At 48.0% G+C, this 14,591-nt stretch carries 14 protein-coding genes; 9 read left to right on the top strand and 5 right to left on the bottom strand.

Annotation, left to right across the window (positions count from 1 at the left end; translation table 11 throughout):
• Nucleotides 1-15: 15 nt before the first annotated feature.
• Nucleotides 16-1,191: an MBL fold metallo-hydrolase gene (locus C9I98_RS24265; protein ID WP_107272582.1), complete on the bottom strand. Its 1,176-nt coding sequence runs from the start codon at nucleotides 1,189-1,191 to the stop codon at nucleotides 16-18.
• 120 nt (nucleotides 1,192-1,311) lie between these two features.
• Here C9I98_RS24265 and C9I98_RS24260 point away from each other — a divergent pair, with 120 nt between their 5' ends.
• Nucleotides 1,312-1,926 carry a TetR/AcrR family transcriptional regulator gene (locus C9I98_RS24260; RefSeq protein WP_036823372.1) on the top strand — a complete coding sequence of 205 codons (615 nt, stop codon included), beginning with the start codon at nucleotides 1,312-1,314 and terminating at the stop codon, nucleotides 1,924-1,926.
• 120 nt (nucleotides 1,927-2,046) lie between these two features.
• On the opposite strand, the gene C9I98_RS27075 is transcribed toward C9I98_RS24260, so the two are convergent.
• Entirely contained in the window at nucleotides 2,047-2,541 is a 495-nt protein-coding gene (locus tag C9I98_RS27075; RefSeq protein WP_051902233.1) for a pilus assembly FimT family protein, read from the bottom strand.
• Between the two features lie 345 nt (nucleotides 2,542-2,886).
• On the opposite strand from C9I98_RS27075, the gene C9I98_RS24250 reads away from it, so the two are divergent.
• On the top strand, nucleotides 2,887-3,225 hold the full coding sequence (locus C9I98_RS24250; RefSeq protein ID WP_036823369.1) for a hypothetical protein: 339 nt from the start codon (nucleotides 2,887-2,889) through the stop codon (nucleotides 3,223-3,225).
• Between the two features lie 94 nt (nucleotides 3,226-3,319).
• Here C9I98_RS24250 and C9I98_RS24245 read toward each other — a convergent pair whose 3' ends face one another.
• A complete protein-coding gene (locus C9I98_RS24245; RefSeq protein WP_107272581.1) occupies nucleotides 3,320-4,315 on the bottom strand; it encodes a LacI family DNA-binding transcriptional regulator in 996 nt (331 codons plus the stop codon).
• A 254-nt stretch (nucleotides 4,316-4,569) separates the two neighbouring features.
• Between C9I98_RS24245 and C9I98_RS24240 the strand changes: the two genes are divergently transcribed.
• The 4 genes from C9I98_RS24240 to C9I98_RS24225 all read left to right on the top strand — a co-directional run bounded on the left by C9I98_RS24240 (nucleotide 4,570) and on the right by C9I98_RS24225 (nucleotide 9,764).
• Complete coding sequence (locus C9I98_RS24240) at nucleotides 4,570-6,339, top strand: FAD-dependent oxidoreductase (protein WP_107272580.1); 1,770 nt, start codon at nucleotides 4,570-4,572, stop codon at nucleotides 6,337-6,339.
• A 20-nt stretch (nucleotides 6,340-6,359) separates the two neighbouring features.
• Nucleotides 6,360-7,826: a sodium:solute symporter family transporter gene (locus tag C9I98_RS24235; RefSeq protein ID WP_051901776.1), complete on the top strand. Its 1,467-nt coding sequence runs from the start codon at nucleotides 6,360-6,362 to the stop codon at nucleotides 7,824-7,826.
• Between the two features lie 369 nt (nucleotides 7,827-8,195).
• Nucleotides 8,196-8,429 carry a cache domain-containing protein gene (locus C9I98_RS26600; RefSeq protein ID WP_158262711.1) on the top strand — a complete coding sequence of 78 codons (234 nt, stop codon included), beginning with the start codon at nucleotides 8,196-8,198 and terminating at the stop codon, nucleotides 8,427-8,429.
• Nucleotides 8,430-8,525: 96 nt separating this feature from the next.
• Complete coding sequence (locus tag C9I98_RS24225) at nucleotides 8,526-9,764, top strand: methyl-accepting chemotaxis protein (protein ID WP_036816093.1); 1,239 nt, start codon at nucleotides 8,526-8,528, stop codon at nucleotides 9,762-9,764.
• Between the two features lie 61 nt (nucleotides 9,765-9,825).
• Here C9I98_RS24225 and C9I98_RS24220 read toward each other — a convergent pair whose 3' ends face one another.
• On the bottom strand, nucleotides 9,826-11,181 hold the full coding sequence (locus tag C9I98_RS24220) for a DUF4397 domain-containing protein (protein ID WP_036816095.1): 1,356 nt from the start codon (nucleotides 11,179-11,181) through the stop codon (nucleotides 9,826-9,828).
• Between the two features lie 203 nt (nucleotides 11,182-11,384).
• On the opposite strand from C9I98_RS24220, the gene C9I98_RS24215 reads away from it, so the two are divergent.
• The 3 genes from C9I98_RS24215 to C9I98_RS24205 all read left to right on the top strand — a co-directional run bounded on the left by C9I98_RS24215 (nucleotide 11,385) and on the right by C9I98_RS24205 (nucleotide 13,325).
• Entirely contained in the window at nucleotides 11,385-12,011 is a 627-nt protein-coding gene (locus C9I98_RS24215; RefSeq protein ID WP_036816097.1) for a hypothetical protein, read from the top strand.
• Nucleotides 12,012-12,088: 77 nt separating this feature from the next.
• Nucleotides 12,089-12,658, top strand: a complete 570-nt coding sequence (locus C9I98_RS24210) for a sigma-70 family RNA polymerase sigma factor (RefSeq protein WP_051901779.1) — start codon at nucleotides 12,089-12,091, stop codon at nucleotides 12,656-12,658.
• The gene (locus tag C9I98_RS24205) at nucleotides 12,651-13,325 is read left to right on the top strand and encodes a ChrR family anti-sigma-E factor (RefSeq protein ID WP_036816098.1); all 675 of its coding nucleotides are present in this window, start codon (nucleotides 12,651-12,653) and stop codon (nucleotides 13,323-13,325) included. Before C9I98_RS24210 ends, C9I98_RS24205 begins: the two co-directional genes overlap by 8 nt.
• Before the next feature lie 106 nt (nucleotides 13,326-13,431).
• Here C9I98_RS24205 and C9I98_RS24200 read toward each other — a convergent pair whose 3' ends face one another.
• Nucleotides 13,432-14,502 carry a porin gene (locus C9I98_RS24200; protein ID WP_051901781.1) on the bottom strand — a complete coding sequence of 357 codons (1,071 nt, stop codon included), beginning with the start codon at nucleotides 14,500-14,502 and terminating at the stop codon, nucleotides 13,432-13,434.
• Nucleotides 14,503-14,591: the final 89 nt, after the last annotated feature.

Raw genomic sequence — 14,591 nt, 5'->3', positions numbered from 1 at the left:
GTAATGCCAAACTAGTTACTGTTCGGCTCGATAAACAAATTGGGCCGCATCGGAGCTGGCTTGCCATTGCTCGCTACCCTGCCACCAGTAAGTGGTGCGGATCGGCTGTGACATATCCAACGACTGGCCAATCAAAGGCGTTACCAACTCGACCTGATGGGCTAGCGCCTCTTCGATCAAGTCGTTGACCGGCTCATCCCACTGGTGCAAAAACAACTCGAACGTTGACCAGTGTACCGGGAACAGCTTATCGCCACCGACATCAAGGTGTGCCTGCATGGTGTGGGCAGCCTGCATATGACCCCACCCTTCCACCGGGTAGCCTTTGCCATCTTTAACATTCGCCGCCACTTCGATAAAGGTCATATCAAATGGCCCCAACTTCTGGCCGATCTCTTTGAAGTGTTCGCCGTAAGCAGAATCGCCACTATAGAAAATGCTCCCCGCTTCCGCTTGGATTGCCCAAGAAGCCCACAGGGTTGTATTGCTATCGAACAAGCCGCGGCCTGAGTTATGGTTGGCAGGGGCAGCGGTTATACGTACCGAGTTAATCACCTGGCTTTCCCACCAGTCAAATTCGCTGATGTTTTGCGGCTTCACACCCCACTTTTCTAAATGGCGTCCAACCCCAAGCGGAACATAAAACATCACATCTTTATTGGCATAGTAACGGGCTGTTGACTCTTCCAGGTGATCGTAGTGGTCATGGGAAATCAAAATAACGTCCGGCGTTGGCAAGTCTTCACGGCTGACTGGCGCATCAACGTTGCGCGAGAACAAGCGTGAAAACATTGACGGTGAAGCATATTCGAAAACGGGATCAATCAGCATTCGCGTTTCAGCTGCTTCAATGAACAACGATGAGTGTCCCAGCCATGTCACTCGCACCGCATCACTTGGCGTAGCAAGCAGGTTGGTATCTACCGCTTGATATTGCAGCGGCTGGTTAGGCTTATATTGGTCGCGCTGCATGAAGAATTTCCACATGACCGATAGCATTCCTTCGTCAGCCTGTACCGCCGGCATGCGGGTGATCACCTTTCCGTCTACAAATTGAGGCGACTGGGCAATGCGCGCTTGGCGGATGTCTTCGCTTTGCACCAAACTGCCGTCGACATCACCCCCGCCAAAGGCAGTGATTCCCAAAGCGCCAAGAACCGCGATGAAAGATGCTTTAAGAGTAGTGTTCATTTGCTGCTAGCCTCAAAAGTAAACAATGGTGTATACTTTTAATCATAACCTTGATTCGCCAAAAGTAAACACACTCGTTTACTTTTTAATTCTACATGCTGAGCAAATTGGATAATTAACATGGTAAAAGTGGCTGAAATTAAACAAGAAAACATCATTTGCGCAGCAATAGAAATTTTTTCTGAAAAAGGGCTAGATCAGGCCAGTATGGAGGCGATTTCCAAAAAGGCTGAAGTCTCAAAACGCACCCTTTACAAGTATTATCCAACCAAAGAGAGCCTGTTTAGTGTGATTGTCGAGCGCATGTTGTCGAATGTGAAGGTGCTTAGCGACATCCCCTTCGACCCAGAGCAGACAGTCAGAGCGCAGCTCACCTTGTTGGCAGAAAAAGAAATCGAACTACTTTGCAGCCCATGCTTTTTGGCACTGGCCCGTGTTGTAATGAGCGAATGTATCCGCTCGCAGCAGCTTGCCAAGCTAATGATGGAAAAGTTCGAACCGCTCGATGGATGCTATGGCTTAAGCAAATGGATTGAGCAAGGTGCGGCAGCTGGCCGCCTGAAGGTTGAATACCCGCACGTTGCCTCGGAGCAGTTCATCGCCAGCCTAAAGTCCATCGCATTCTGGCCGCAATTATTGGCACATACCCCGGCTCCTGATGAGCAGACCCGGCGCGTTGCGATTGAATGTGCCGTTAATCAGTTTGTAGCAACGTATGAAATTAATAACACTTAAATAAAAAACCGAACATGGATAACCATGTTCGGTTTTTTTTCAACTCAATATTTGGCAATAGCTCTATTAACTCTGACTTCAATTCAATTTTATCGAGTCAAATACAACCACGACGCTCAATTAACAGCCAGAAGTTTCTACATCGAATAATAATTCGCCGCTTTCTGGTCCGTTAGCCGTAAAAAGAAAACATTTAGAATTAGCGACCTCTATATCTGTTTTCTCGTCACCATGATAAAAAGCGACGCCACTTATCGTGTCAAAATCAGGAATTAAATGAGTTAAGTCAACTGACCTAAGATCCGTATTAAATGGCTTTGCAACATCTACATTGCTTTTCACCATATGGATATGGCCATACACAATCGATAAGGTAGGGTTAATACCATGCTCAGGGCCAAGCATCTCATGATCTTCGTGGTCTAGCCCGTTGATGATTGCCTTACCTTGCACAATACCATCCGCGCCTTGGATTGCCCCTTTCAGGCCATCCAAAACGGCAACTCGGGCATCAGACTGTACATCAAGAAATTTTGGTGCCGCGGTGGCAGATAATATACCGAGTAAGGTAATAACAACTACCAACTCAATAAGGGTAAACCCTTGGCTTTTCATTAATACAACTCAACTAAATGAAAAATAAATATGCACTGCGGCTATAGCAGTGCCCGAACATTAAAAATGTTAAATAACATAGGTTAATTTTGCGCGAATAATACCACCAAGAAATAATGCTTTTAAACACCACTATGTCAGGTGAATGTTAAAACCTGCTATTTAACAAAAATCTATTCGTTTCGTTCACTCTTTTTTGGAAAAAACAATGACGGTAGTTATACCCAAAAGCAAATACATCACTCAAACAGATACAATTGGATACATTTCCACCGTGAATTTTCAGCATCAGTTCAACCAACTCAAATAAGATGGTCGCAACAACCCCACACAAAAGTTAAGACTATGAGTGTTTTTGATCTAATTGCCGAAAACCAAATCCAAGACTGGAATCGCCGTAAAGCCAACGGTGAAGTGGACGAATCCCGCACCATCAAGCCTCAAGAGCGCAGTAGCTTTGAATCTCACTTGTTTAAATCTGTCGTTGGCTGCTATGAAAAGGCTGCCGAGTTCCCGGAAGGACACCACCAGCGCCGGGCACTGGAGCAAAGGGCGGAAGACTTGCGTGTACAGTTGTTAGTTGGGCTGGAACAAAAAGGCATGCGGATCACGGCACAATCAATGTCAAAGGAGCTGCAACTCAAGCACCAAGCTATCCTTAGCAACAAGCTAACCACAGCATAGGTGAGCGCACCTGCGAAAAAGCACGTTTCTAGGTAAGTGCATCAGTTTTTCAGTAATAGGCCAGGCTAATCCTGCACCTATTACTGAATCCTAACTAGGCCGATGCCCTGATCATCAACTCGGTACCAAGCTCAAGCTTGCGCTCGGTCTCTTTGTCTTCGATGATGCTGATCAGCATGTCTGCCGATTGCTCGCCCAGCTTGTAAATTGGGGTATCTACCGTGGTCAGGCTTACCGGCAGCATATCGCTATTTGGAATGTTATCGAACCCAGCCACCGCCACATCTTGCGGAATCGACAACCCTTTCTCGAGCAATGCCTTCATTGCGCCGATGGCCATCAAATCGGAGCCAGCAAAAATGGCATCGAAGTCGATGTTTTCCATCTCAGCCACAATCCGGTACGCATCTTCCTGGTAATAGTCGGCAGCAAATGCCCACTCGTCCAAAAACTCAATGCCATTATCCAGCAAGGCTTGGCGATAACCTTCAAAACGATCACGGGTCGCTTTCATGGCTTCCAAGCGGCCAAGGAACATAATCTTTTTATGGCCCGACTGGATAAGGTATTCCGTCATTCGGTATGCAGATTGGTAGTGCTCAACCAGTACAGCATTTACTTCCGACGAGTCATGGTCACGGGCAATCGAAACTAACGGCTTACGTTGATTAAACAGGGACAAGAAGGATTCATCATCCATTCGCGTACCCCAAACCAATACGCCGTCATACAAGTTGGAGTTCAATTCACCTTGGATAAAAGCACGTTCGTTGTCGGCGGTTGCCATTCGCAAGGTCAGCTCGTAGCCTTGCTTTTCCAGTGTTGCCCCAATCCCGTTTACCAGCTTGTAGATATACGGGTTGGTCAAATACTCGTAATCCGGTCCTGATATCACCAAACAAATATGCTTGGTCGATTTACTCGCCAACATCTTTGCCGCCCTATTTGGTACGTAATTCAAAGATTTAGCAGCCTCAAGTACTTTCGCTTTCGTTGCGTCACTGACTCGGTTTTTATTATTCAAGACATATGACACGGTGACGGCCGATACGCCTGCTAGCTTAGCGATATCGCTTAATGTCGCAGCCATCAAACTCTCCCAACTATTAGAAACATCATGCTGCTCTCAGGGCTATTCGCTGCCCTTTTCACTATGTGCATCATTGCGTGTTGCATTATACCGAAGTATGAGCCAGCGCACAGAGCCCACCTGAATAAGTCCACTTTGATCACATTTTCAGCGCGAAAATATTTTCACGCCAGATTTCTGCGCTTATGATTTGCACAAGTTGCTTAACCGCTTAAGCAAGTGGTTAAACGTTAAGTAAGCGAAGAGTAAAAGCCATGAATTACACGTTTGAATCCCGCCAGTATGAAGTTGTTATTGTTGGTGGTGGCATTTCAGGAGTTTGCGCCGCACTGGCAGCAGCTCGCCACGGCACCAAGGTAGCCCTGCTGCAAAACCGTTCTGTTTTAGGGGGGAACGCCAGCTCAGAAGTTCGTATGCACATCTGCGGTGCGGATTATCATGCGAGTAAGCAAAATGCCCGCGAAACAGGGATCGTCGAGGAGATCTTGCTTGATAACCGCTTGATCAACCCACAGCACTCCTTCTCGGTACTCGACACCGTGCTTTGGGAAAAAGTGACATTCCAAGACAACCTGGACTTGTTCCTCAACACCCATATGACCGAAGTGGAGATGGACGGAAACCGCATCGTCTCCATCAAGGCAGAGCAGACGACCACCGAACGCCGTTTTGAGTTCTTTGCCAACAACTTCATTGATACTTCGGGCGATGCCGTACTTTCACTACGAGCGGGTGCCGATATCCGCACTGGCCGTGAAGCCCGCCATGAGTACGACGAAGAGTTGGCGCCAGCGCAGGCGGATAACGTAATGATGGGCAACACCCTGATGTTCGAATCGAAGGACATGGGCTACCCAGTCCCATTCAAGAAGCCTGAATGGGCCAACACCTACACCGAAGACGATCTTAAAGACCGCAGCCATAGAGACATTACTGCCGGCTACTGGTGGATCGAACTTGGCGGCACCGAACTCGACACCACCAAAGATGGCGAGGTGATCCGCGACGAACTGCTTAAAGCCGTGTACGGCATCTGGGATCACATCAAAAACGGTGGCGATCACGGTGCCGACAACTATGTGCTCGACTGGGTAGGCATGTTGCCGGGCAAGCGCGATAGCCGCCGCATCTTGGGCGACTATGTGTTAAACGCCAACGACCTATTTGGTGCTCGCGTGTTCGAAGACACCGTTGCCTATGGCGGCTGGCCGATGGACATGCATGTGAAAGACGGCCTGAAGAGCAAAGAATCGCCAACCAAGTGGATTGAAACCAATGACATGTACTCGATCCCATACCGCAGCTTGTACTCGCGTAACATCGACAACCTGTTTGTCGGCGGTCGCAACATCAGTGCCTCGCACATGGCGTTCGGCTCTACCCGCGTGATGGCAACCTGTGGTGTTATTGGCCAAGCCATCGGTACCGCAGCAGCCATCGCTAACGAACAATCCCTGACACCACGCGGCGTTAATGCCCAAATCAAAGAGTTGCAGCACCGCTTAATCAAAGACGACTGCTACTTGTTCGGCATCCAGGATACCGACCCGAAAAACCTTGCCTTGCAGGCAACGATCAGCGCCTCTTCGGAGCAAGCGGGTTTTGAAGCAAGCAAAGTAAACAACGGCTACCAGCGCAACATCGGCGATAACCACAACCTTTGGGTGTCCGAGCCACTGGAAAATGGCGAAGCCAGCCTAACACTGGACTTTGGTAAGACAATCCAAGCTTCTGAGGTTGTCGTGAATTTCGACTCGCAACTATCAAACGAGCTCATGATCACCATTTCCAAACCGAACAAGGCCGCGCAGCGCCCGGGCTTCCCGCTGGAAATCGTCAAAGACTACCGCATCGAATGCCTACAGGACGGCCATGTTGTCCACCAGCAGGCAATCAACAATAACCACCTACGACATAACAAGATTAACCTTGCCCAACCTGTGAACTGCGATGCAATCAAGCTGACGGTACTCACAACCCACGGTGATCCTTGTGCCCGGATCTTCGAAGTTAAAGTATTCTAATAAAAGACAGGATTGAAATAATGAACATCTTAGACGTAATCGTACTCTTCGCCTTTCTGGCCGGTATGGTCGGAATCGGCTATTGGTCGTCCAAGCGGATGACCAATAGCTCGGAAATGTTCTCTGCCGGTGGTAAGTCACCTTGGTGGATGTCAGGCATTTCCGCTTACATGACCATGTTCTCCGCCGGTACCTTTGTGGTATGGGGTGGCGTGGCCTATCGCCTGGGTGTGGTGGCGATCACCGTGTGTATCAGCATGGGTATTGCAGCACTGATTGCCGGCTACTTCTTTGCTGGTAAGTGGAAAGAATCCGGTGCAACCTCTGCTGCCGAGTTTGTTGGCCAGCGCTACGGTCAGGGCGTCCTGCAAATGTACACCTGGCTGGGTATTGTCACCCGCATCATCGGTGTGTCGGTTGCCCTTTACTCGGTTTCTGTGATTGTAAGCTCGCTGATCCCACTCTCGCCAGACAACATGTTCGCCAACGACGAAGGCTTCTTCAGCGTTAACTGGCTCATCATCATTGTGGGTACGGTTATCGTGCTGTACACCTTCCTTGGTGGTCTATGGGCTGTACTACTGACGGACGTCACGCAGTTCGTGGTATTGATGCTATCAGTCTGCCTGATCCTGCCGATGATCATCTCCCAAGGTGGCGGTGCAGACAACATCATTGCCAACCTGCCTGAAGGCCACCTGTCATTCTTCAACAGCAGCTATACCCAAATCTTCATCCTAGGCTGGATCCTGGTCCACGTGTTCAAAGTCGGTGGTGAGTGGGCGTTCGTTCAGCGTCACCTTTGTGTTGAATCACCTAAAGATGCCCGTAAAGCAGCCTACCTATTTGGTGCACTTTACGTAATTACACCAGTGCTTTGGATGCTGCCACCTATCATCTACAGCACCATCAACCCGAACGCTAACCCAGAACAGGCTTACATCCTATCGGCTCAGGCAGTTCTGCCTGTGGGAATGCTAGGCCTTGTGGTTTCATCAATGCTGGCCGCCACTGCAAGTATGGCCTCGTCAGAGCTGAACGTGTTCTCGGGCGCATTAACCACCGAGTTCTATGGTAAGCGTATCAACCCGGAAGCAACGGATAACCAAATCCTGCATGTGGGCCGTCTAGTGACTATCATGCTTGGCCTACTGGTTATTTGTATCAGTATCTCAATTCCTTACCTTGGCGGCGCCGAGAAGCTGATTGTTAGCATCACCAGCCTATTTGTCGGCCCAATGGTTATGCCAACTCTCTGGGCACTGTTCGTCAGCAAGGTGACCAAGCTGCATGCTTACCTCACAGTAACGGTCACAGCCGGTGTGGGCTTCCTACTCCAGTTCGTGTTTTCGAAAATCGACTGGGTTGCTGCCAACATGGGAGTCATGAACCAAGCTGTTGGCCTGCTAGTGCCGGTAGCAATGCTGCTTATCGCGGATAACTTGATGAAAAAAAAGCAACAGAGCAACATGGTTGCTGAAAGCTAATCCTGTTTATTTACATCCCTAACGACAAAGCCATCCTTCGGGATGGCTTTTTTATTTTCTGTCATTTCCCCCCACCATAACATTGACCAGGCAAATGGCACGCAACACCAACCATAACAACGACTTAATCACTCAACGGCAATGACGCACTCATTTATTACCCAAAGTGATAATTAAGAGTAAAAATATAAGAATTTGCGATCGATGCGCCATATTGGTGTCTTTTCGCCATCGGATTCAAAAAGTAATCTTCCCCTCCTTGTTAGTTCAACTAAAACAATAACAATGCTCAAATTACATAAAAGCTCAAACACAGTTCTTTTTTCAATTCTCATATTATTGATCTCGGTGGTTATCGCCTTTAGGTGGATGGAATTTCAAAAGATAGAAGGTCTTTTATTTAACACCCACAAAGAGAGGATCATCGAACACATCCGATTTACTTCAGATATTGTTGCCCAATTTGAGCGAAAAGAAATATCGGGGGAACTCAATCGCCAGCAAGCGCAGAACGCCGTCATTAATATCCTGTCAAATGCCGACTATTCAAGCAAAGAGTATGTGTGGATTACTAACCCTTCTCTAACCATGCTATCCGCCTGATTTGACAAGGAATTTGTAGGCAAAAAACTAGGCGATATCGTCGACGGTAATACTAACAAGCCGATCCGTAATGTCGTTCATGCCGGTATTGCCAAGATGAGGAGCGCGAATGAAAAATACGGCTCATACCGTTGGCATGCTTGCCAGTCTATAGGTTGCCGCGAAGTGTCAGTCTTTATAACTGAGTCACAGCACTGGGGTTGGATCATTGGCGGCGGTATGGATGAAAGGATCTATGACGAGATAATGTCAGAGGTTTACGAAAGCACGATTATTAACCTTACCATCATATTCTTATCAATTGTCGCATCGTTCTACATCATCTATAAATTCAGAAATCAATTCCAACAAGAAGTATCAAGTTGGTCTGATAATGTCGGTAATGGTTTACTCCACCATACAATGGATGAATCAAAAAACGATGAATATACCACGGTACGTAAGAGCCTGAATAAAGTTACCGCTAAACTATCCCACTCAATACAAGAAATAAAACTGGCCATTGATAGTCAAATTGAAACAACCAATTCAGTAAGTAACAGGACGGAAAATACTCGCGATATCATCAAATCCCATGTCGCCGAAACGTCGAGAACCGCAGAGTCAATTAACGAATTTAGCCTGTCAGTGAAAGAAATCTCAGATAATATTCATCAAACGGCCTCATTGGCAGACAACACCTTGTCGCTAGCATCGGCAGCGCAAACCACGGTGAGCGCAATGGCGACCGAGTCTGAATCTTTGAAAGCGCAGTTTAGGCAGGTTGATGAGGAGATAAACAGCAACAACAATAGTGTGCAGCAAATACATTCAGCCCTTGAGGTAATAGGAAGCATTGCAGAACAAACCAACCTGCTGGCACTTAACGCAGCGATAGAAGCAGCTCGCGCAGGCGATCAAGGACGAGGGTTTGCCGTTGTCGCAGATGAAGTCAGGGCCTTGGCTTCAAGAACGCAAAACAGTACAACCGAAATTAGCTCCTTCCTAGAAGAGTTAGTTGCCAACTCGCAAAGTATCACCACCATGGTGGGTGACATGAACCAAACTTGCGAGCAAGTATTCTCACATAGCTATGATGTTGATGAAGCATTGAACAAGCTCATCGAATCGGCAAAAACATCTAACCAATATTCAGAAAGCATTGCTGCCGCCGCAGAGCAACAAACCATGATAGCGATCGATGCCGCAAAGGCGATCAACTCAATCAGCCAAAAGGCTTCTGAGATAGAGGGGCATTCTGAGTCGATACGAGAAACCATGAAGGCACAGCAAAGCAATACTGCAATGCTTGAAGATGTCATTGCTCAACTCAACGTTAACCAGCAATATCGCTAAAGCCCTAACAGCAATCAACCCAGCAAACGCTGGGTTGATTGCACTTGGTTCAAAGCCAGTTTTATTCGCTTGGTTCGGTATCGACATTTATGCCAAATGTCAGATCTTCCAGCGCCACTACCGTATAGACACCGCCATCGGCAACCGTTGCTGCGCCTTGGATCAATGGCATCAAATCACCCGTTGCGGTTACCGCCAATTGGTAAGTACCCTCCGGTACATTCAGCACTGCCGACTGGGTGAAGTCCACCGCTTCCAATACCACCGTCGATTCACTAAACATACCATCGGCAGAAGCATGGACATCCACCTTACCGGCAAAGGTATTGGCATGAACAACGCGCACTTTGGCATAGGTGGCCACAGAGCGGAGATCTTCTTCGTACACCACAGGTTCTATCGTTTCACTCACCACGTCATTTAACTTACCCATGGCGTAAATACTGGTTTCGCTACCAGCGGCAAACTCGGTTCCCGGCGCTTCAATCACCACCAAGGAGTTGTCATCCGACGATGCGACACTGAGATCATAACTACCGGCATCAACATCTAGGCTGCGGAACTCAGGAAACAGAATATTGTTGAACTCGTCAGCAATTTTTGCCCCAGAAGCTAATACGTCAACAGGGAGGGGAGCAACATCGCCAACCGCGTGCACCACACGCACCGTTGCTTTTTCGCCAACGCTTTTCAATACGTTGACAGCATCACCATCGGCAACGAGAAGGTTAACCGGAGACACCACCCCACCATCGACATTAGGCACCGCACTGATCATCAAATCGCTACCGCCTGCTAGCGGTAAATCACCACTATCAAATGCCACACCTTTATCGCCAGCAAGCGTAATGCGAATACGGTATGTGTCTGCAGGTACAGTCACTGGCAAATCGGCACTGTCTATCGTGAACTCAAGATTTTCAATGGCTGGATCTTCACCATCAATGGATTCTGCCGTCGTTAAATAAATATCGACACCACCAACACCTGGGTGGGCGTGCAATACATCTAGCCTGACCTCATCACTGCCTGGCGCAACATCTTCACGAGAAAGCACGACAGGGGCAATATCGTCCGTATTGTTGACGGCAAAAATGTCGTACTGCATATCTGGGGCTAAGTCCAGGTTTGCCGTTATCACATCGAGCGTTTCATCGCCGGTCAATTGCGCTTCGACCACAACGTCATAAGTGCCAGAATCGAGGGTTAGCAGGCCACTGCCCACCTGGTAATCCACCATATCCAAGCCATCAACGACATCACCGTTAAGCTTGATGGCGACAAATGGCGCATCACTACTGGCGTGGGTCACACGCAATTTCGACTCACCTTTGGGATCGTCGTCATCATCAAGAATCGGACACCCGGTTAACATCAGCACAGAACCCATTAGTATTAAGCTAGCTTTGACTTTCATAAGAACAACCCTCTTTAACACCTGTTCGTGGCGATAATTACGACTAGTACAGAGGGCTTGGATCACATTTTCCCGAATCAAAACCTAGAAAACTAAGAATCCATCTCCAGAAAATTAGGCGCTCAATCAATTTTTCCTTTGCGGTCATCTAAATAGCTTTTCCTGCCGTAGTAGAAGAACATTGCGTTTAAAGAGAAGCCACAGTGATTGAAAGTCTTGCCAGTACACTCAGTTTGCCCTTCATCCAAACTGCTGATCACTATATGCCCCATGGCAGGTGGTACATCAGGGGATCAGGCATCCTATTTACCAGGGTTGTCACCGATTCACTGCGTGCAGGCGGCTTCTGGTTGATTATGCAGGACAGCCAAGGCAAAACCGCCAACCACAATGGCGACATCATGACACTGGCCAGTATTAGGCATGTTGATTGGCTATCAGAGAGCCAAATTAAAATTGAAGTAACGATAGAGGGCTGGGCAAAAATTACCGCACCTAACTTGTGTACCGGATGGGTTATAGAAGGGCGGTGCTATCCGTTATGGCCAGATGATACCTTACTTGCTGACGATGATTTATTGGTAACCCGATTACAGCAATGGTTTTCTGATAGCCATTGCGCCAACATCGGCATTGATACCTTAACGACGCTTCCGCACCCCATCCCCCGTTCGGCATCCTGGGTATGTTGGCGCTGGCTCGAGATCCTACCGGTATCACTCACAATAAAACAAAGACTGCTAAAACACCCCACTCCAAATGCCTGCATGCGTTACATAAAAAAAATCATTCTCCACAGTGATCTGCAGCAGCACGAGTTGCGTTATTGAATTATGGATCCCATGCTTGCAGATACGTGATGATTAAATTTCAGCAAACGCAACACGCGAAGCCGAGTAAGGAGATAATGATCAAGGAAGCCTCCCCTGAAATTGATGTGGCTAGCTTGCTATCTGACATCGCCCATACTCGTTGCAAGAGAAGCTACGAAACGCTTTTCACCTTCGTTGCACCCAAACTTCTCAGTTTCACCCGAAAACAAATGCGTGATGAATCCCTTGCGATGGAAGTCGTTCAAGAAACCATGCTGAAGGTTTGGCTTAAAGCGCACCTATACGATCAATCTAAGGGGGCTGCCCTTACTTGGATCTATTCCGTCGCGCGTAATGTGAAATTCGACTTGCTTAGAAAAACAAAACACCAGCAAGATTGGGTGCAAGGTGATGACCTGTGGCCAATATTACATGAAGAGCGCGACCCGGATGCCCTGCCTCCTGAGTTTCACTCTATCGTTAATAACGAATTGGAAAACCTGATTAATAACTTGCCGGCCGCACAGGCCGAAATAGTGAGAATGGTTTGTTTACAGGGCGCCTCGCACCAAGAAGTGTCCGATTCGCTTGGGGTACCACTTGGCACGGTGAAAAGCCGTTTACGATTAGCTTTGCAAAAAATGAAGGAGGCGCTCGATGAGTAATGTCCATTTTCACCCCAACGACGACATTTTACTGCAACATGCTTGCGGTGACTTATCGCCAGCATCCAGCATTATGATCAGTGCCCATGTTGAACTCTGCCCGCATTGCCGCCAGCGCCTGGAAGACATTGAGCAACACCAAGCTTCGGTGATGGTGAGCAGTGAGTCTGAGGATATCACCCCTGATTTGCAGGCCATGATGCAACACATTATGTCTCAAGAAACCGAGACCAGCACACCGGTTGAAACCGAGAAAACAACAACCATAATGCTGGGCGATAAAGCCTTCCATCTTCCGCACGCCTTGCAGCGACATAGCGAGAATATTGGCCCATGGAGCCGACTACCCGGCAACATCAAGCGTGCCCAAGTGACCGTCGGTGGCCAGAGCAAGATGAATTTCATCTATATGGACAGTGACAGTGCCTTGCCCGAACACACCCATCAAGGCAACGAAATTACCTTGGTGCTTGCAGGCGAATTCTACGATGAACAAGGGACTTACCGCCCCGGGGATTTCATTTTGCAAACTGATGAGCACAAGCATGTGCCGAAAACCCGCGAGGGGCAAGACTGCCTATGCTTAACCCTGCTCGATGCACCGCTGCACTTCACTTCGGGTTTGGCTACGCTACTCAATCCATTCAGCCAGCTGTTTTTTAGGTAGCTGTTTTTATAGATAGCAGCCAGATAACCAGCAAACTCAAAAGAAAACAAAAAAGGGATAGGTGTCGGCACACCTATCCCAAACCCCAGGTAGGACAAACTAGAAGTTAAAAGTAGTAACGGGCGTTAAATTCCAATACGTTATCGTAGTTGGCATCGCCAGTGGCATCTTTGCTGTCGTTGAATGTGTACTCCACACCAAATAGCATTGGGCCCGCAGTGTAAGTCGCGCCAAGCATGTAATTAATCAATTCAGCATCGGTACTTTGATTGTTGGCATCCCTAACCACATCAAGGTGGTTATAACCTGCCAAGAATGACAAGCCTTCCAGCAAATCATCGGCATAATACTGGGCAAACAATTCCGTACCGCGTGATTCACGGTCGAACTCACTGCCCACCGCTTTGGCTTTATTGGTCAGGTTTTCGAATTGACCGTAGCCCGCTGCCAGGTAAAGCTTGTCGCTGCTATATTTCACCGCCCCCAGTAGCATTTCGACATCATGGGCGTTCTTGTAGATAGTTTTGCCGTAACTCATACCCAACGAAAGGCCAGCCTCGAAGTCGTAACTGAGTGATAATTGATGGCCGCTCTCCCGGTGCCACGTACTGCGCGACTGATCATTTTCGACAGTCACCTCACCATTGTTTGCCTCAAATTGGTATTGCACAGCAATATTGAAGTTGTTGATCGTATTACGATAAATGAAAGCATCATCAGGGCGAGAAGTGCCAGAGATGTTACCATCGTCATAAACACCCAAAGCATGAGCACCACCGATGGTGAATTTATCCGTCCAGCCGGCAACATCAAAGTAGGCAGACCACTGCTTACCTAGAGTGAAGCTACCCCACTGCTCATGAGCTAGGCCAACGTTACCCAAGCGGTTGTAAAATAGGTCTGTTTTAGTACCATCGTCGTTGTAGACATCCAGTTCGTTGAATCCCCACTCCGCAACAGCGACGCCAGCCCAGCCGCTTTGGAATTGATAGCCATAAACAAAGTTAATACGTGCGCTGTCGCCCCTCAGTTCGGTTGTGTCCCCTTCAAACTTGGCGATAGCACCCAAACGGCCGCCAATGCTCAAGCTATTCGCATCATCTTGATAAACCGTAATCGCATGTGCACTGCTCGAAAATGCTGCCGCTACTAATAGCGCGGTAATTGTCTTATTCATATTGCCTCAATATTTCACGTTGTTGATTAGCTTAACCGCTTAAGCATTCGTGAGATAATATATGAGTAAAAATCAGTTCAAGACAGCAC

Origin of the sequence: Photobacterium sanctipauli (assembly GCF_003026495.1) — a bacterium.
Taxonomy (GTDB): domain Bacteria; phylum Pseudomonadota; class Gammaproteobacteria; order Enterobacterales; family Vibrionaceae; genus Photobacterium; species Photobacterium sanctipauli.
This window is presented reverse-complemented; position numbering and strand designations above follow the sequence as displayed.

Coding starts and splice junctions, on each gene's coding strand:
- C9I98_RS24265 (WP_107272582.1), bottom strand. CDS start 1,191: ATGAACACTACTCTTAAAGCATCTTTCATCGCGGTTCTTGGCGCTTTG.
- C9I98_RS24260 (WP_036823372.1), top strand. CDS start 1,312: ATGGTAAAAGTGGCTGAAATTAAACAAGAAAACATCATTTGCGCAGCA.
- C9I98_RS27075 (WP_051902233.1), bottom strand. CDS start 2,541: ATGAAAAGCCAAGGGTTTACCCTTATTGAGTTGGTAGTTGTTATTACC.
- C9I98_RS24250 (WP_036823369.1), top strand. CDS start 2,887: ATGAGTGTTTTTGATCTAATTGCCGAAAACCAAATCCAAGACTGGAAT.
- C9I98_RS24245 (WP_107272581.1), bottom strand. CDS start 4,315: ATGGCTGCGACATTAAGCGATATCGCTAAGCTAGCAGGCGTATCGGCC.
- C9I98_RS24240 (WP_107272580.1), top strand. CDS start 4,570: ATGAATTACACGTTTGAATCCCGCCAGTATGAAGTTGTTATTGTTGGT.
- C9I98_RS24235 (WP_051901776.1), top strand. CDS start 6,360: ATGAACATCTTAGACGTAATCGTACTCTTCGCCTTTCTGGCCGGTATG.
- C9I98_RS26600 (WP_158262711.1), top strand. CDS start 8,196: ATGGAATTTCAAAAGATAGAAGGTCTTTTATTTAACACCCACAAAGAG.
- C9I98_RS24225 (WP_036816093.1), top strand. CDS start 8,526: ATGAGGAGCGCGAATGAAAAATACGGCTCATACCGTTGGCATGCTTGC.
- C9I98_RS24220 (WP_036816095.1), bottom strand. CDS start 11,181: ATGAAAGTCAAAGCTAGCTTAATACTAATGGGTTCTGTGCTGATGTTA.
- C9I98_RS24210 (WP_051901779.1), top strand. CDS start 12,089: ATGATCAAGGAAGCCTCCCCTGAAATTGATGTGGCTAGCTTGCTATCT.
- C9I98_RS24205 (WP_036816098.1), top strand. CDS start 12,651: ATGAGTAATGTCCATTTTCACCCCAACGACGACATTTTACTGCAACAT.
- C9I98_RS24200 (WP_051901781.1), bottom strand. CDS start 14,502: ATGAATAAGACAATTACCGCGCTATTAGTAGCGGCAGCATTTTCGAGC.